The 17,578-nt window shown below is 53.5% G+C and carries 12 protein-coding genes; 5 read left to right on the plus strand and 7 right to left on the minus strand.

The genetic code is table 11. The features are described from left to right. Positions 1-59: 59 nt before the first annotated feature. Entirely contained in the window at positions 60-1,571 is a 1,512-nt protein-coding gene (locus KF752_03935; GenBank protein MBX3420686.1) for a sulfatase-like hydrolase/transferase, read from the minus strand. A 227-nt stretch (positions 1,572-1,798) separates the two neighbouring features. Here KF752_03935 and KF752_03940 point away from each other — a divergent pair, with 227 nt between their 5' ends. Then, positions 1,799-3,340: a sulfatase-like hydrolase/transferase gene (locus KF752_03940; protein ID MBX3420687.1), complete on the plus strand. Its 1,542-nt coding sequence runs from the start codon at positions 1,799-1,801 to the stop codon at positions 3,338-3,340. A gap of 110 nt (positions 3,341-3,450) precedes the next feature. Here KF752_03940 and KF752_03945 read toward each other — a convergent pair whose 3' ends face one another. Then, the gene (locus KF752_03945) at positions 3,451-4,038 is read right to left on the minus strand and encodes a lysophospholipid acyltransferase family protein (GenBank protein ID MBX3420688.1); all 588 of its coding nucleotides are present in this window, start codon (positions 4,036-4,038) and stop codon (positions 3,451-3,453) included. 194 nt (positions 4,039-4,232) lie between these two features. Next, entirely contained in the window at positions 4,233-4,613 is a 381-nt protein-coding gene (locus KF752_03950; protein ID MBX3420689.1) for a VOC family protein, read from the minus strand. Positions 4,614-5,016: 403 nt separating this feature from the next. Here KF752_03950 and KF752_03955 point away from each other — a divergent pair, with 403 nt between their 5' ends. From KF752_03955 to KF752_03970, 4 genes are all read left to right on the plus strand, one after another. Further along, on the plus strand, positions 5,017-5,607 hold the full coding sequence (locus tag KF752_03955; protein ID MBX3420690.1) for a thioredoxin family protein: 591 nt from the start codon (positions 5,017-5,019) through the stop codon (positions 5,605-5,607). 90 nt (positions 5,608-5,697) lie between these two features. Further along, positions 5,698-6,327, plus strand: a complete 630-nt coding sequence (locus KF752_03960; protein MBX3420691.1) for a TlpA family protein disulfide reductase — start codon at positions 5,698-5,700, stop codon at positions 6,325-6,327. A gap of 16 nt (positions 6,328-6,343) precedes the next feature. Next, positions 6,344-8,149 carry a hypothetical protein gene (locus tag KF752_03965; GenBank protein ID MBX3420692.1) on the plus strand — a complete coding sequence of 602 codons (1,806 nt, stop codon included), beginning with the start codon at positions 6,344-6,346 and terminating at the stop codon, positions 8,147-8,149. Positions 8,150-8,304: 155 nt separating this feature from the next. After that, positions 8,305-8,499, plus strand: coding sequence for a hypothetical protein (locus tag KF752_03970; GenBank protein MBX3420693.1), 195 nt, complete (start codon positions 8,305-8,307; stop codon positions 8,497-8,499). 35 nt (positions 8,500-8,534) lie between these two features. On the opposite strand, the gene KF752_03975 is transcribed toward KF752_03970, so the two are convergent. The 4 genes from KF752_03975 to KF752_03990 form a co-directional block, all read right to left on the minus strand. Next, positions 8,535-13,133, minus strand: coding sequence for a trypsin-like peptidase domain-containing protein (locus tag KF752_03975; protein MBX3420694.1), 4,599 nt, complete (start codon positions 13,131-13,133; stop codon positions 8,535-8,537). A gap of 508 nt (positions 13,134-13,641) precedes the next feature. Continuing rightward, entirely contained in the window at positions 13,642-14,478 is an 837-nt protein-coding gene (locus KF752_03980; GenBank protein ID MBX3420695.1) for a hypothetical protein, read from the minus strand. A 720-nt stretch (positions 14,479-15,198) separates the two neighbouring features. Further along, on the minus strand, positions 15,199-15,642 hold the full coding sequence (locus KF752_03985) for a DoxX family membrane protein (protein MBX3420696.1): 444 nt from the start codon (positions 15,640-15,642) through the stop codon (positions 15,199-15,201). A gap of 166 nt (positions 15,643-15,808) precedes the next feature. Continuing rightward, positions 15,809-17,359, minus strand: coding sequence for a lipopolysaccharide biosynthesis protein (locus tag KF752_03990; GenBank protein MBX3420697.1), 1,551 nt, complete (start codon positions 17,357-17,359; stop codon positions 15,809-15,811). Positions 17,360-17,578 lie beyond the last annotated feature (219 nt).

Below are 17,578 nucleotides of genomic sequence, written 5' to 3' on the forward strand. Positions count from 1 at the left end.
GAGGCATTCCTGCAAAAGGCCTTTCGATTGATACACGGTAGTCGTTGTGGCAGATAAGCTCATTCGGCTGCTAGCAGCTTTGCGAAGGGAGCGTCAGATCGCGCCACCTCAGTCTGGAGCATTTGCAGCATCACTGCGCGACGCTCTTGATATTCAAGCACGGAGGCTAGATTATTTTGTTCGTGGGGATCGTTCAACAGGTCATACAATTCGTCAGGTTCACTGTGCTGCAGATAAACCACGTACTTCCATGGGCCTTGCCTGATGGCCACATAGTAGGGCACGCCTGCATGTTTGGCGATGGACTCGGACATGACGGCGTGCGTCACGTCCGATCCAAAATCATCACCTGTGTGCTCGTAAAGTGTTGGGTGATCCCAAGTCGAATCGTCTGGATCGCACATCAGCCGACTGACATCGCGCCCATGCATTTTCCATGGCAAGTCGATACCGGCCCAAGCAAACAGGGTTACCACTAGATCGGGACTGTTAATCGAATGAGGGCAGTAGCGGCCCGCTGGTATCTTGCCCGGAAAGCTGACAATCAGCGGTGATGCATACGTCGCTTCGTAGGGAGCTACCTTCTGTCTCAAGCCGTGTTCGCCGTTGGCGAATCCTTGATCGGACGTATACACAACCAGGGTATTTTCCCATTGACCGGACTGTTTCAGCGTTTGGATCAACTGCCCGACACCTTCATCGACAGACAGCATACACTCGCTGACCTGCCGCATCCATTGTGCATGTGACTTGCCGGAACCAGACATGACTACCTGGCCGTCATCGCTGATGGTCCAAGCCTGGCGATCGGTCAAATAACTGGGCTTCCCGGGCCTGGGGCCAATGATGTCCGAGGGCAGCGGTGATGGTTGACCTGACAACCGTCCTTGATGCCGCTGGGCGGGCGTGGTTGGTCCATGGATAGCGCCGTAACAGAGCCACAAGTACCAGGGCCGATCAGGCTGTTGCGCAGCAGCGCGGATGTAGTCGCAGGCCCAGCGGGTATAATTGTCGGTGGGATAGCCGGTCACCGACTGACGTTTCCCATTGATATCGATCACTTGATCTCCATAGTAACTACTGGCATTGTCGGGATTATCAGGTCGATTCCAAACATACTGATCATCCCAATCACGACCCCAACCGGCATCCACCCCCGTGTGCCACTTGCCTATTTGAGCTGTCCGGTAGCCGTGCTGGCGGAATGTGGCCGGCCAAAAGCGGCATAACCTTGGATCATAGGTACTGCCGGGATAGGTTCCTTGCATGCGCATCGACTGAATCGCATGGGGATGCAAGCCTGTCAAAAGGCTGGCCCGTGAGGGCATGCACCAGGATCCCATGTAACCGGCAGCAAATCGCACTCCTGCGGCAGCCAGTCGATCGATATTGGGCGTCGATGCCAATGAGTAGGCGTGCTGGTAGCAACTGAGCGTTCTGGCCGAATGATCGTCGGCGAAAATCAGCAGAATGTTCGGCCTGCCCTTAGCGATATCCTGGCCATAGCCCAAGCCCGACCACCAGCCGATGGCAGTCCAACACATCAAACAACGGATTAGACAACGGACCATGAATCGATGCTCCCGATGGTATGTGCAATGCGAAATGGTACAGTGAGGCTGACTGGCATTCTACTCTACTGGAACTCGCCTCAAATTTCCGTGTGGCACATACGCGGCGATACTTGAAGAAATTTGAGAACCACCGGCGGCAACGCTCTGCAACCCAGTCATCGGAGCTGGTCAGAGAATGCGAGAATTGGCAAAACAAAAAACGTTGATCAACCCAGGATACACCCATGTATGCATCGCTGCCACCAATCGGAATAGTCGGCTTCATACTGTCAGTGAGGGCATGTGGCCGGCCTGTCAGAAGTTTTGCTGTGCTAGTCTGGCTATTGGTCTGTCTTGATTCACTGACCATCGGTGTTCGTTTGGTGAAGGCTGAAACGCCGCACATCATCTTTGTCATGGCCGACGACATGGGCTGGGGGCAAACGGGGTATCGCAATCATCCGGTGCTCAAGACCCCCAACCTCGACGCGATGGCGGCCAGTGGGCTGCGGTTCGAGCGGTTCTATGCAGGTGGACCGGTCTGCTCGCCGACTCGGGCCAGCCTGTTGACCGGCCGTACGCATGACCGAACTGGCGTGCTCAGTCACGGCTACGCGCTGCGGTTACAGGAGAGAACGATCGCACAGGCGTTGACAGGGGCAGGCTATGTGACAGGGCACTTCGGCAAGTGGCACTTGAACGGACATCGTGGTCCCGGGGTGCCGATCTTCGCAGACGATCCGCGCAGTCCAGGCGCGTTTGGATTTGATGAATGGGTCTCGGTCTCGAACTTCTACGATGTTAACCCGCTGATGAGCCGCGCGGGCAGGTTCGAAGAATTCGTGGGCGACTCGTCGGAAATCGCCGTCGCTGAAGCGGTCAAGTTCTTAGACAAGCATCGCTCGAGCGGCCGACCCATGTTTGCCGTGATTTGGTATGGATCGCCGCACAGTCCGTTCAGGTCTCTGAATGAGGACAGAACGGCGTTTAGCGAACTAAACGATGTATCCGCCAATCACCACGGCGAACTGGTGGCTGTGGATCGTAGTATTGGCGTGCTGCGAAAATCACTTCGCGACTTCGGCCTGGCCGACAACACGCTGCTGTTTTTTTGCAGCGACAATGGCGGTCTGCCCAATATCACGCCCGATACGGTTGGTGGATTACGCGGCAACAAAGGCAGCATATTCGAGGGCGGGCTGCGCGTGCCAGGCATCATCGAATGGCCCGCCGTCATTCAGCCGCGAGTCACACATTATCCGGCTTGCGTCGTCGATCTATTGCCAACGGTGGCAGAGATCGTCGGGTTGCCAGCGAGCGCCCTGACGCCCCCCCTCGACGGCCTGAGCCTGAAGCAACTATTCGCGCAGGAAGTGGAGGAGCGACTAGTGCCGATCGGATTTCGCTATCGAACCAAACGCGCGCTTATCGGCAACCGCTACAAGCTGCTCACAGCAGACATCGACGGTGGAAAATTCGAACTATATGACCTAATTGCCGATTCTAAAGAGTCACGCGATCTGAGGACCGTACATCCGCAAATTTTCGCGCGTATGAAACAACAACTGTTGGATTGGAACGCGAGCGTAGATGCCAGCTTCGCGGGGAAAGACTACCCCAAAGGCCAAGTCAGCCCGGCGGACCCTGAACCGATCAATTGGTACGATACGCCTCAGTATCAACCATTCTTGGCTGAGTGGAAACAACGCTGGGAATATCGCGGCCCAATCGCTCGCCGAGGGAACCAAGCGGTAGAAAACGGCCAGCGATTGGAGGCAAACGAATGAATTGGCATGTTCACACTGTACTGGCATTTGCGTGTCCTGATTGATTTGCCAAGATTTCCGATTCACAACGCGCCACTGATCCGCAATGCGCCGGCAGTGCCTTGATAGAATCACTTGCCGACTGCCGTTGACGGATCGACTTCTTCGCGCAGGCGAACTGGCCCGAATTCTGCGGGGTATTTACCTTGTGCTCCGGTGTAGAAACCACGTATTTTTTCCATGTCGGCGTGGATATCGCCGGTCGGATGAATGAGGTTATACAGCCCACCGACCTTATTTTTGTAATCCAACAGGCCGAACACGATAGGGACTTGAGCTTCGCAGGCGATGAAGTAGAAGCCACTTTTCCAGTATTCGGCACGGCCGCGTTTGCCTTCGGGAGCGATGGCCAAACGCAATTCATCACGTCGCGCAAACTCGGCCGCCAACTGCTGCACAGCATTCTGGCGACTGTGACGATCCACAGGTACGCCGCCAGTCCACCGCATGAGCGCTCCGAAGGGCCACTTGAAGAGCGATTTCTTGCCCACCCAGTTAATTTGAATTCGATACATCGAGGCCATAGCCAGCATAAAGACTGCATCCCAATTGCTGGTGTGCGGAGCGCCCACAATGACATACTTCTTGAGATCCGGTGGACTGCCATGCAGCTTCCAGCCTACCAAACGCAGATATAAATTTGCCAACCATCGAGGCATGAATTCCCTCTCGTTACAAGCAACCCTAACCAACACGTTGCATTAGCCTGACGTGAGTTCCATGATTGTCAACCGCAGGCAGCGCAGGGTAATCGGAGATCGTCAGACAGCCATACGCTGAGAGATTACATGCACATCTGAACACCACATCGCTCAGCGAGCTGCAGGCATGTAGTACCTCAACTCGTGGACGATTACTCCGGAACTCGCCACGGCGGAAAGCGGCGATTCTGTCCAGCGGTATATAGACAGATGACGTTTGAGGACGGATCGCGTAGGCGTGCTTCGCGCCATAACCAGGATTCGTCTTGGGGAAGCTGATCAAAGTGATAGCCAGCCTGACGCAACTGTTCGACTTGATGATCCACATCATCACATTCGAAATAGATGACGGTTCGCGGTCCTGTGGTGGTGGCTTCAACAAATTCCACAGAAAACGTGGCTTCGCCTATCGGGCACTCGAAGCGCGCGTAGTTTGGCGAAGCGTTTACGATCAACCGAAACCCCATGCCTTGATAAAAGGCGATCGAGCGCTCGATGTCCACCGACGGCAATGTTACTTGGTTCAAGTTCATGACAAGACCTCACGCGATCGCAGTGCCAGCGGCAATTCATACCAGCCAATCCAACCGTTGCCGTGATATCGCTAGGCGCATTGTACCAATCAACCGACAACCAGACTGCTATCAAACGTTTCCAGCCAGGGCCAGTCATCATTTGACTATGTGAAAAACACAGCCTAGTATTGTGGTTCGAGAGTCACGGACAACACTTTAACATGAGGGAGGTTTAAGATTAGGGAGGAGAGTTGTGTGAATTCCCGTCAGCGGAAGTTTGCTCATGATACTGGTGGACGAGAAGTGCTGAGCAACATTTGGTACGACATGACAAGAATTTGCTAATCTAGCAGCGTTGCAAGACTCCCGGTACGGTGTCGAGGAGTTTGTGTGTGTCAACTAACTGAATGAGGATGGAGAAATGAGACGAGTATTGAAATTGGAAACTTGTGCGGCCGCGTTGGCTGGTCTGGTCCTCATGGGATCAATCGCGTTTGCCGAAGAAATCGCGATTGGCTCGAAGGCTCCCGACTTCAAAGCGTTGGGGGTCGACGGCAAAGAGTATTCCTTGGATGGCACCAAAGGTGCCAAGGCCGTCGTATTGGCCTTTACCTGCAATCGATGCCCTGTCGCGGTGGCCTATGAAGATCGCTTCATTGAATTTCAGAAAAAGCACGGCGGTAAGGACGTGCGATTTATCGCAATCAATGTGAACTCGAGCGAAGATCTGAAGGCGATGAAGGAACGCGCCGAAGAGAAAGGCTTGAACTATCCCTACGCTTATGACGAAAGCGGCGATTCCGCAAGGCATTACGGCGCACGTGTTACCCCACATATTTTCGTAATCGACAAAGACGGAATGGTTGCGTACCGTGGCTCGTTTGACGATGACCAACGAGATCCACAAACTCCGTACGTCGAGAACGCGGTCAAAGCCTTGGTGGCCGGTGAAAAGCCTGAAGTCTCGTCGACCAAAGCATTTGGCTGTGGCATCAAACCAGCCAAGAAGTAGGTACTGATCGCGACTCTGCTTGTGGCTGAGAGATCGTTTCACAATCCACGGCGTAGCTATCAGTAGCGCGTCGTGGGTCAGGGGTGGTCAATGGTGATTTCGTACAGTTTGAGATCAAGGGCCGTGCTATGGATGCTGGTAGGATTCGCTACGCTGCTCGTCGGCTGCTCAAAGTCCGAACCAGATTCCAATGATCAACCAGTTGAGCCACCTTCTGCAGCGATCGGTAATTCCTCGAGCAAATCGACTCCTTCAGCCTCCGATGCCACGCAGGTTGACCTGTCGATCGGCGACGAATTGACTTTACAGAGATTCTTGGATGAGCGGCGAGGCCAAGTGGTGCTGGTCGATTTTTGGGCAACTTGGTGCGGCCCGTGTCTGGAGCAGCTTCCCCATGCGATTGAATTGAGTCGACTATACGGCGATCATGGACTGACGGTCATTGGAGTCAGCATGGATAATCCTGAAGACGAAGAGTCGGTGCGAGGAGTTCTTGCGAGGTTGCAGGGAACATTGCCCTGCATTTTGACAGCCTACGGCGCGGGGTCTAAGTTTTTGTCGGCCTTCGACCTGCGAGGTGAAGTCCCATTCTATCGGCTCTACGATCGTTCCGGAAAACTGCGTAGCGAATTTAGCGGCGACCCCGAGGGATTGGTCAATGGTGAGTCGGTTGAAAGAATCGACGAACGGGTTGTAGAATTGTTGCGTGAAACACAATAGCTTAAGGACCAGTAGATTGCCGACGGTTACATCAAGCCTGGTCAGCATCTTCCGATTATGCGTTGGACTGTCACTGCTTACCCAAGGCACGCCTCCGGCGAGAGCGGCCGATGAGGTACATGATCGCTCGCCAGTTGATCTGGTATTGGCCCACGATGAATCGTGGTTGGTGACTGCCAACCAGACTTCTAACAGTATTTCTCTAGTACGAATTGAAGATGGGTTTTTGCTCGATGAAATCTCGATCGGCGAACGTCCGGTTGATTTGGCACTGCATCCCAATGGGAAGCAAATCCTGGCGACCAGTAGTTATTCGGGCGAAGTTGCTTGGATCGAAATTGCCGATAACCGCCTAGTGCTCACCCACCGATTGCAGCTGGGTTTTCAACCCCATGGGATTGCCATCGACGGGAATAGTCAATTGGCTTACGTCGCTCTTACCGACGCTGACCAGGTTGCTGTCATCAGCCTGTCGACAAAAAAAGTTGAGTTCTTAATTGATGTTGGTCGCTGGCCTCGGTACCTGGCGCTGTCCTCTAGCGGAAAACGACTGGCAGTAGGAACCAGCGGCGATCGCGGCGTCTCAATCGTTGACACAGAAACCAGGAAGTTGATGGCTGTCGATCGATTTGTTGGACTCAACGTCGGACACCTGGTGCTCTCAAGTGAATTGCATCAAGTCTATTTTCCTTGGGTTGTCTATCGCCGCAATCCAATTACCCAGCGCAATATTCAACTGGGATGGGTTCTAGCGAGCCGCCTGGGGCGAATCGGATTCGATGACCATTCGCGTCGCGAGGCCATTTCACTTGATCCGCCGGGCAAGGCCCTGGCCGATCCACATGGGATTGCTCTGACGTCCGACGAACAATTCGTGGTGATTTCAGCAGCTGGCTCCCACGAACTTGTTGTTCTGAAATCAGATGGGCTACCATTTCAAGAGCGGGGCAGTACGGACCATATCGATGCCGAATTGGCTGCTGACGCCGACCGATTTTTTCGTATCGAATTGGGGGGACGTCCGATGGGGATACAACTTTCGACTGATGATCGTCGAGTCTACGTAGCGAACTACCTCGACAACTCCGTGCAGGTGGTTGATCTCGCCAGACGTGAGATTGTACAGAGAATTGATGTGGGTGGTCCGTCCATTCCGTCTCTGGCTCGCAAGGGGGAAGTAATATTTTTCGATGCCCGACGTAGTCTTGATCAATGGTATAGCTGCAACACATGCCACTACGAGGGAGGCTCTAATTCAGTCACGATGGATACTCTGAACGATAGGACTTCGTTCACGTTCAAGACCGTCTTGCCACTGTACGAATTGGATCGCACGCCGCCTTGGACATGGCACGGCTATCAAACAGAGTTACTCAGCGCGATGCATCATTCTCTCAAGACGACCATGCTGGGCCCGGGTGCTGCGGATGACGATGCGCGTGCCCTTGTCGCCTATTTGTCATCGCTCAAGCCACCTCCAAATCCCTATCGTCAGGTATCAGGCCAATTGACAGATTCTGTGCTGCGCGGAGAAATGATCTTTCACGGTTCGAAAGGCGGATGCAGCAATTGTCATGTGGGCCCCCACTTTACTGATGCGATGACACATGATTTGGGGTTGAGTACCCAAGAGGACTCGGGCACAGAATTCAGCACGCCATCCTTGCGTGGCGTCTTTCGCAAGGTTCTGTTGTTACATGATGGACGAGCGACATCGCTGCAGGAATTACTTGGCGATCAACATGCACCGCAGCGGGTTGCCGGCGAACGCTTGACCGAGCGTGAACTCGACGATCTTGTCCAGTACGTCAAGTCGCTGTAGTGATGTTTGCAAGGTTGTTGAAGCAGGCGACAGATGTCTGTATTTTTGCTTGTGATTTTCCCGAACAGCTTGACAATCCGTCCTGTATGCTTGCATCCCTTGAGACTGATACTTTCTAGCACTCGATAACGAGATATATCAGGCATTCATCGATCATGAAATTCCGCTTCTGGCCGGCAACTACGAAGTGCGTCATCCGCGAGCTTAAGCAGATATCGCCAGGAGCGGGCATTGCAGAGCTGATCGAACTGTCGGCACTGAATCACCGGCTTCAAACCTCCGAGCGTGGTGCGTTGAGCGAATGCGCAGCCAGGGAATCAACGCTGAGTGGCGGTACCACCACGCACTGATTTCGAGGACGGGCTCGAGTTCAACTTGCTCTTCACTAACGTTGATCGATGCGCTTCTGTATCTTGACCTTAGCTACTTCCCATCGCCGGGAGGTGCTGCGGTCGAAGTGCATTGCATCGATCGCATCGATCGACTTTTGGGTACCCGCAGATTCCCCTAACAGATCAAAACTATCGAACAATGCAAATGCGTTGGTCGTGGCCGAAATGAAACTCAGCAGTTCGCTTTCAATTTCGCTTCCATAATGTACGAGAGCAGCTTTAGCCTCACGGCGTGTGAGATCGTTGCGAAAGTACTTTATCAGCACGGGAATATGCTCATGCTTTTTGAAGCTACCTAACAAGCGCAGAACTGGCCCCAGTTCGGCATCCGTTTCTTTGGCAAGCAGCTTCAGCACCTCCGCTTCACATGAAATATCAGCCCACTGACAATAGGCGTTGACCGAATTCGGAGTGCTGCGCCCCATGAAAGATTCTTCTTGGCTTCGAGGAAACACATGCGGACGCACGACTTCGAGCACTTCGGAACGCAATTCTGGCACAACGGCGATCGTGGACAACTTTTGCAACAATCCCCAGGCAGCTCCGCCCTCAAACCCGGCCTGCTTGATGTCTTCGATTAGCCGTCGAACTTCGGCGGAGTTAGGGACTTCTCGATATTGGCGTTGTTGATCTGCTGCACGCTGCCGTTCGGCATGAAGCTGTTCAATCTCCTGGGAGCCCAGTAGTTGGTAGGAAACTTGAATACTCTGGACTGCTGCGTGGCGATTCTTGACTTCTAGAATTTGCTCCAGTGAGTGGGAAACATGGTTACCAAGATCGAACGTCCATATACCCGTGCCGGTAATCTCCAGCATGGGGTCGTTTTCGTCGTCCAACGTTCGCAGCTTGTAAGTCTTGTCATAAACCAGCAGCTTACCTCGTTGTTCTTTCAACTTGAATTGGTACGCTTCAGCCGCCGGCAGCGATTGGACGGACTGAGTCGCTCGACCTCTGGGGTCCATTGGAAATCGCGATCCACCACCTGCAAACAAATTACTCGAGGGGCCCGCATCTGATTGTTGAAGTCGCAAGGATATCAATCTCTTGTGCGACCAATTCAACTGATGCACAGGATCTAGTGGCTCAAATAGCAACTCCGAAAGGCCACCCACCATCATCGGTAAAGCGCCAGTCTTGTCAGTATCACTCAGCAATGATCCCAAGCGAGATATCCGAAACTGGCCCTCCTGTCGTGGGGATCGGTCAAAGGTCACATTGGCCATGGCCTTGGTCACAGCCTGATAATTCAGCGTCGCGACAATCCCTTGTCGCTTTCCGTGAGCTGTAATCGCACAAACACTGGGAGTTGTAGCTGCAGCGATCTGCTGACTGGACAAAGCATTCGTACTGCGAGCATTCACCAATTGGATATTCAAATTGGCCTGCTGAATAAGCTGTTTCAGACGACTGATAGGCGTGGCAAAGCCAACGCTGTCGGCTTCGATTCCGGTCAACTTAGCGGTGGCAACCCCGACGACCAACCCGAACTCATCTACAACCGGGCCGCCACTTTGTCCGGGATTGAGCGCCCTATCTAGGCCTATGAGACTTCCGCGTTCTGGGCTGTTAACCATTCCCGATACGCTGCCTCGGCTGACCTTCACGTCAGGCCCCAACGAATTTGTAAACGGAAATCCGACGATCATTATGGACTGCGCTAGTGCTACTTCGGTAACTTCTGCAAGCGTGAGCGGTGTCAGCAACCCAGCCTCCACTTTCAAGATCGCTAGGTCGCTTTCCGTATCAACCGCCTTGACACTTGCCTTGTACTTTCGCCCGGCGATCGACACTTCCGGTTCGTTGGACGTATGCACTATGTGAGCGCAAGTGGCGATCCAGCCATCCCGGCCGATGACAAATCCAGTGCCACTACTCTTGATCTCATTGTTGGTGGTAATTTCCCCAGATGCGTTCAGTGTGCAATGACCTTCCCACCAGGCCTGTTGAGCCCTCTGGGCTGCGGGCTGAATCTTGACAGCGTATTGAAAGTCTTGACCGGCGGGCAGTTCAAACAATAGGGGGCGAGTGAGCAGCGTATGAATCGGACCTGCCTGTGGCGTCTGCTGATGTATCGCATCTTGCGTTGCCAGAATCGCGGATGCAGGTTGTGAGGCAATTGAACTGTCGCCGATTGAGTTCGTAAAATAGTCGGCCAATTTTACGAAAAGCACTAGCACGCCCACGCAGGCCAGTACGACGCCTGAAGCGACCGACAACCAGATCAAAGTACGGTAGTCCCGTTTCAAGCTGCGGCGGAGCGTGCCTGAATCTGTAACAACCGTTTGCAGTGTGGAATGCATGACTCGTGTTGGCAATCCCATACTGGTAGCGGAAGGACCGATTACTGCGGCTGGAGAGCTTGCAGTGACCGCTGCAGCCGTGACGACAGACGGTGGAGATTCAACATGAATCACCGCAGCATGATGCGACCGAGCGTCAGTCAGTTGCTCCACTTGTTGAACCATCCATGCCAAAGAGCCAAGCGTACGAAAATAGGTATGCGCAAAGAGTGTCATGAACCCGTCGGTGATAGCCAAGAGCGGCGCGGGGTCCTTGTCAGCAGGCAATTTAGGCAACAAATATGTTTTCAAGTCGATGTGGCCGCTGGAATGATCGAACGGATATCTCACGCCTTGCAACAACTCTTGCAAAGAACACAAAGATTCCACGATGCGATATCCCAGTCGTTCATAGACTTCGATCTGAGAATTGGTACGCTCTACCTCGCCGGCCAATTGGGCCACGGAAAGGAACGACACAAAGTCGATGCGCAATTCGTTGACCACCGGCAGGCAAAGTGCCAATGATTGCGCAGCGGCCAACGCAGGTTCTGCTCCTGCCAGCAATCCTTGAATCTGAGATTCTTCCGTATGGGGCTGACCTCGCAGCCAACACATGGATGCGTTCACGCGATTCACAAAGGCCACTTCATAGGATGCCATTTGCCCGGCCAATCCTGCCACGCGTTTGTAGCGGCTTCGCACTTCCATTTTTAGTGTATCGGGGCTAGACACGTCTAAGCCTGGCCAGGCCATAGAATCCAGCGCGAAACCCGCCTGACGGAGCGACAGCACCTTGCGAGCCTCGATAAAACTTTGTTCGAAGTTCTGATATTGCTGACGATGCTGGTAGTAGGCATTTCGCCCTGCCTCCATCGAATCCCGCAACTCTGCAAGCTGCCTTGCTGCATCTTTCTGATCCAGCGGCGGCATCTTCGCTGATTGAAAGTCCAGGCTCTGTGGTAGGCCACTTTCGGTGCCAAATACAAAATGATAGGCCTGACCAATCTGTTGTGCTTGCGTCTGTGCATCCGTTAAGTGGTCTACACTGGTCAGCATTTGATCCTGGAACTGCTCACCAAATTGGATTTGATAGAAATCTCGAGTGGCTGCTCGACTGCAACTGTCAATGTCCTGAAACAAGGCGCTGGCCGGCAATTCGCTACGAATCCTACTGAGGCAAGCTTGCTTGGTTGCAAAGGCAATCCGATCGCGATCCGAGGGGTGAGTATCCAGCCAGCCAGTTTTTTCGGCGGCGGAGAGCTGTTGGATGCCCTCGATCAGTTCAGCCGGCTGGTTGTCGCGACACAACTTGAACCAGTGAGGCAGATCATCGACTAACTTTCCGTCGGTATAGAACTCTTGAAGTTGAGGGGAACACAGTTCTCGTGCCAAACTCAGCCGCCGCAACTGTTGCGATGTCGCTGCGAATGCGTCGGAGCCAGCGAGTCGAATTTCGTGCAAATCCGCGTTGTATTCCATTTGCCTCATCAACAAACAGGACACCGCGTGCCCAACCATCATGAATACCCACAGAATTCTCCGCGTGAGCCATACGAAGAATCCGGTTACATACAGCAATATACTGAAGCGATGGTCGATACCCTTGGTCCAATTCGCGAGTCGCTCGTCCCACGCATCGCGCTCGTACACAACACGCGCAAACCATAAATTGATTGCCCGTATCAAAAAGTTAAGCCGCATGCTGGCACCCTGTGAGAAATGCCCAAATTCATGCGCCAGTACTCCCGATAGTTCGCGCAGAGTCAGGCCGCGCACCAGAGGCAAACCGAGCGTTAATACCAAATCGCTTCGTCGAAAGAGGCTACTCCAGCCTCTCTGGAAGGCAGCAAATGCATTGACATCGGTGCTTACGCAAATGCGTTTGGGCGCGGGCGCATGTACCGATTTGCACAGGATGGCTATGTACTCAAAGAGCAGCGGTTCGTCCTGAGGATTCAGCGAACGTGGCGCAGCGGCGCGAGCCTTCTTGGCAAACAGCGGCTTGATCATAAAGAATATCGCAACCGCCATGGCAATCGTTGGCAAGAACAGCCAACTCTTACCTCGCGCACGAACCTCAGATCCCTGCGCTATTGAAATCGCGAACCTGGTATACTCGACCGTCCCCCAGGCAGTCAGCCCAATCAGGCCGATGTATAGCACTGGCAAGAGCAGCATGACCATCGCTACAGCCAACAGTGCCAGCCGGTACGATAGTGTCGTCGGCACAGGTTCGATCGGGGATTCGACAGCTTCCAATACTTGTTGACGCACACCAGGATTTGTTGCGCTTATGGCGGTCGTTACCATACCAGCACTCCGTCAGCCAAGCCCCGTCTATTACGCCAGGGCCGTATCGAGATTGTGACAACCGAGTCGATTAGACAGGACAGTATAAACCAGTTCAATCCATTGTTCAAAACTGAATACTGCACTCAAAATAGCCGGCTGCTTACCCCGAGAGTTCACGCGAACACACCGCGATATGCGAAAGATTCAATTCAAGGATGTGCACTGACATTCATGAGGCAACCCAAGGTCACTCGGCCATTTGATGTTGCAGTCAAACCGCGCAAACTTGGCAGCTAATTTGCGTGAATAGGCTGATTGAGCAAGTCAATCGCCACCGGCAGTCGGTGTCCCTTCGACAGCAATCAAAAGAGTCCGCTCTCTGAGTCCGATTAGGCTGCGACGTTGAGCTGAGTCGTTAAAACAGCCAGCAAGTGTGGTAATCCACAAACCATGAAGAATCGCCCCAGCGCACCACTGTCGTGGTGATCCCGAGAGATGATGTAAAAGGGCGTGTGGGTCGTGTGGATTAGTAGCGAACAATCAAGTCGAAGTTCCAACGGTTCTTCATCAATCCTTGCTGCTTAGTCAAGGGGAACTCGAAGGCTGATCCTAGCTCAACGTTTCGCTTGGGCTTGTAGCGCATGCCAACCGCCTGTGTCACCAGATTGTCACCGGACACTCCGACTGAACCCAAATTGAACAAGTCGCCGCCATGAACCGGCAATCCGAATGCGGTACCGTTGTTCAAATAATTCCACCAGTTGAATTCAGTGAGCACGTAAAGTGGCATAGATGTGTGCAACCGATAGTTGAAGTGGTTGCTCCAATACATCAAGCGGTTTTCTTCGGTCGTATCGTTCGGCTGGCGCAAGCCGCCGGCACTGAGCCAGTGAGCTCGCGTGCTACCCATGAGTCGCGTACCAGCGGTGGCAAAGAAATTCCATTCGCCTTCGCCATTGCCTTGGAGCGATTTTTCGGAACCTGTCGGTATCTCCAATGTGGTGCCTAAGCTGAGGATTCTACCGGCGGCCGGGTCGCGATACAGGTTGTACTTGAATCCGGCGGCGATATCGGCAAAACCCGAGTCGATGAGCGGGTGCTGCGAATAGATCAGACCATCTTTGGTGGCGATAAAGCTCAGTCGCTGCGACAGCGCTAAACGAACCTGAGCTGCGTAAACCTGTACGGAATTCCCAGTAAGCGCAGCAGGAACGTCATGGTGCAAGAACAAAAAGCGCACTTCGGTCAACGTGCGCGGATCTTCAAAGAACACGGGATTGGAGACTGGGCTGATGAAATCGTCAAAGCAGCGTTCGCTAGGCTTGATAATTCCGTACCCGAGTAACCCTGGTCGGTACCCCAGCCCATCGCCACCACCATAGCAACCTGCCTTGCAGGTATCGCAGCAATTAAGAGCTGAACAACTTGTTTGTCCGCTGTATGAGGTCGTTGTGGGGGCGATGACTTGATCGTTAGATGCCGCCTGGTCATCCAAAAGGCTGCCCTGCACTATATTGTCCGATGGACTGCTGTGGTCCAACCATCTGGCGTGAGTATGAGGTGCGATGACAGCGGCAACACCTAGAACCGCTAACATGCGCTGGAAACAACATCTCATTATTGTCATTTTCCTTCCGTGGAAATGGGGTAGTGCGAGCCTGGCTACCATGCCGGCCGCAGTTCTGACAGCGCAGTGAACAGTCTCACGGGCACGGAGACGAGCTGCTGAGAGTCAGCCTGCGTCAAAACGCACTACGTTCATTACAATCCCAAGCCATTCCCCCACAGTGTCCAATTTGCTTGGCTATGCAAGCTTGGGTATCGGCAGCCAAAGTACCAGATTGTTGACACAGCCATCGAGTAATTGCGTTTCGGATGAGCGGCCCTTCACGATAGTGCGAACAAGCAAACTGCAACGCCTGGGTAAATATTGCACCCAGGACCAGGACCAATAGTGGGAGGCGAGCAGTCGGTAGTGGGACAGCGATGGCGGGACAGGCGGTCCCTTCGAATCTTGTGACAGCTTCGAGACTGGTGGCTAAAGCTCCTTCATTTGGTGGCAACCTCGAACTTTGGTCCTCCCCTATGGATTGCCGCGAGCATTGAATTTGCTGGCGTCCTGGCAGCGCACACCGAATTGAGTAATCAACAGGGCCGCCCCGATCATGGTGATGCCTTTTAAAAAGAAAGAGGTCTGTATTCTGGCCATCACGGCGTCGGGAGCAGCTAGGATGCCATGGCCGTGCACGACGACGGTGACAGGAATCAAGAACAGCACAATTAGCCAGCCACCAAGTCGCGGTGCGCGGTTGGTTAATATGAAAAAGGCTCCGGCTAACTCGACCATCCCCGAAAGGATTACCCAGAACTCACGAAACGGAATGATCTCTGGCATTAAAGCGACATACCCGGCCGGATCGGTGAAATGCGTGACTCCCGATAGAAAGAAGATCAGCACAAACATGACTCGACCCACAATGCCAATGGCTGGGTGATGAATATAGATGTCGGCTGGCCGCTGATTCATTTTCAGTTCTCCCGTTGGCAACCACACTGGGCTTGTCATGCGCTTTGCATATACCTACCGAGATCAGCAGGCGTACGGGATGTATTCTAAACGTATTAACAGCCTGATGATATGCATGGCAAACCAGCCCAAACACCAGATGCATGCTGGCCGATGGCACCAACGCCTAGCGACTCTGCGGTAGCCACAACGATCTGATGGGCAACCGCACACGACGGAGACAAGGCAAGACCAATTGATCCAGGGACTCGCGATCGCGTTGATCGAGCAGCCAGTTGGTACGCACACAAGCCACAGTCAGCAGCAGTAGCGTCACGGCGGAGACATGAGCGCCGAAAATCAAACTGGCTGGTACCAAGCTGAAGATGATCGTCTTACGAGAGATACTACAGCCTTCCCGGTGAACTCGCCACAGGATCATCAACACCAATAAGCCATTGGTGATCGCCGTTGCTAAGGCGGCACCGTACAAACCCATCGACAATATTAGCGGCCAGTTCAACGCAATGTTCAACAGCAAGGCGACCGACATTAGAACCGCATTCTGCTTGGCCTTTTCGGCACACAACAGATAGGCAGCGGCCACAGTGGACATACCGGACCACGCAGCCAGCGCCATTCCCAACGGCAGAATCGACAGCGCGGGCTGGAAGCGGTTGGAGAAGATCCACTCAAACAACAGTGGCGCAGCGGCCAATGTTAGACATGATAAAGTTGTGAATCCCAAACTGATAACGATCACCAGATTGTTCATCTTGCTGGAGATTTGATCGAACTGCTTGCGCTCCCAATTCGCGCTCAAGTAGGGCAGTAGAATCCCGCTGAGCATCATGCCCAGGCTCATCAGCAGATTGGGAAGTATGCGTGCGCAGTAAAACTGACCGACCAAGGCTTGGCCGGCCTGAGCATCGGTAGGACACAGATGGAGCAGCATGTACCGATCGCTGAGATCAAATAAATTGCTGACCAAATTGGAACACCATAATGCGACTGCGAAGGGAACTATGCGACCCCACATAACTGCGGGCGGCAAATCGGTTGCTGCTTTGAGTTCATGGCTGGCACTACGCCAGGCACCCCACAATCCAGGAACAATTGCCGCTAGACTGGCACTGGAGTAAGCGGGCAGCAGTGCCACCCAATTGCCCGTCCACCAAATCACGGCGATTCCCAAGATGGTGAACACCGCCGTCTGGATTAAGTGCATCATGGATGCCAGACGAACCAATCGCAACGATGTAACTAATTCGACAACGGTATTGAACAGAATCAGGTGAACCAGTGCCAACACCGTCCAACCGATTACCTGATACCCCACTTCAGTACCGTAGAGCACCTGGCCAGAATGCGTTGGGAAGGCCAACATCAGTCCACACAACAACAACACGCCACACGCGCTGACCAAAGTCAGGCGTAGTAGATAGGGTCGCAGGCAGCCCTGTAGTCGATAGTGTTCCACAAACTTACCCAGTGAGCCAGGCAATCCCAGGACAGCCAGCGGTGCGCCAATCACGAAGAAGCTGTTTGCCAGCGCCCACAGCCCTAAATCGGCTTCGGGTAGGAACTGGCAGAACCCAAGATTGCGTACCAGCCCAATGACGCGCTGACCAACGTTGATCACCAACATCGACAACAGTCCAGCCAGGAACGCATCGCCAGCCCGATGATGGTGGGTAGACCGCTGCTGCGGCTCGGATTCTCTGCTGGTGGAAGACATGGAAGGGTCTAAAGAATTGGGCTCTGTGTTCCAGACTGAACGCAGTAACGTAGCTTATGGCAGGCTGCCGTTACGCCCCCAGGTCCAACAGGCGATCGTCCATTGGCAAGGCTCTGCCGGTCTATCTCGTTATAACCGTCAGATTTGGCATTATTCTTGAAACTGCATCGTTTTAAGCGCCTGTCTAATTGGGATTTTCGTGGAACCGCGCGGGTTTCG

The organism is Pirellulaceae bacterium (genome assembly GCA_019636385.1).
In the GTDB taxonomy this organism is placed as follows: Bacteria; Planctomycetota; Planctomycetia; order Pirellulales; family Pirellulaceae; genus Aureliella.

Bases quoted from the DNA above. Each gene is read 5' to 3' on its own strand.
- KF752_03950 (MBX3420689.1), bottom strand. From the start codon at position 4,613: ATGAACTTGAACCAAGTAACATTGCCGTCGGTGGACATCGAGCGCTCG.
- KF752_03945 (MBX3420688.1), bottom strand. From the start codon at position 4,038: ATGCCTCGATGGTTGGCAAATTTATATCTGCGTTTGGTAGGCTGGAAG.
- KF752_03935 (MBX3420686.1), bottom strand. From the start codon at position 1,571: ATGGTCCGTTGTCTAATCCGTTGTTTGATGTGTTGGACTGCCATCGGC.
- KF752_03970 (MBX3420693.1), top strand. From the start codon at position 8,305: ATGAAATTCCGCTTCTGGCCGGCAACTACGAAGTGCGTCATCCGCGAG.
- KF752_03940 (MBX3420687.1), top strand. From the start codon at position 1,799: ATGTATGCATCGCTGCCACCAATCGGAATAGTCGGCTTCATACTGTCA.
- KF752_03975 (MBX3420694.1), bottom strand. From the start codon at position 13,133: ATGGTAACGACCGCCATAAGCGCAACAAATCCTGGTGTGCGTCAACAA.
- KF752_03955 (MBX3420690.1), top strand. From the start codon at position 5,017: ATGAGACGAGTATTGAAATTGGAAACTTGTGCGGCCGCGTTGGCTGGT.
- KF752_03960 (MBX3420691.1), top strand. From the start codon at position 5,698: ATGGTGATTTCGTACAGTTTGAGATCAAGGGCCGTGCTATGGATGCTG.
- KF752_03985 (MBX3420696.1), bottom strand. From the start codon at position 15,642: ATGAATCAGCGGCCAGCCGACATCTATATTCATCACCCAGCCATTGGC.
- KF752_03990 (MBX3420697.1), bottom strand. From the start codon at position 17,359: ATGTCTTCCACCAGCAGAGAATCCGAGCCGCAGCAGCGGTCTACCCAC.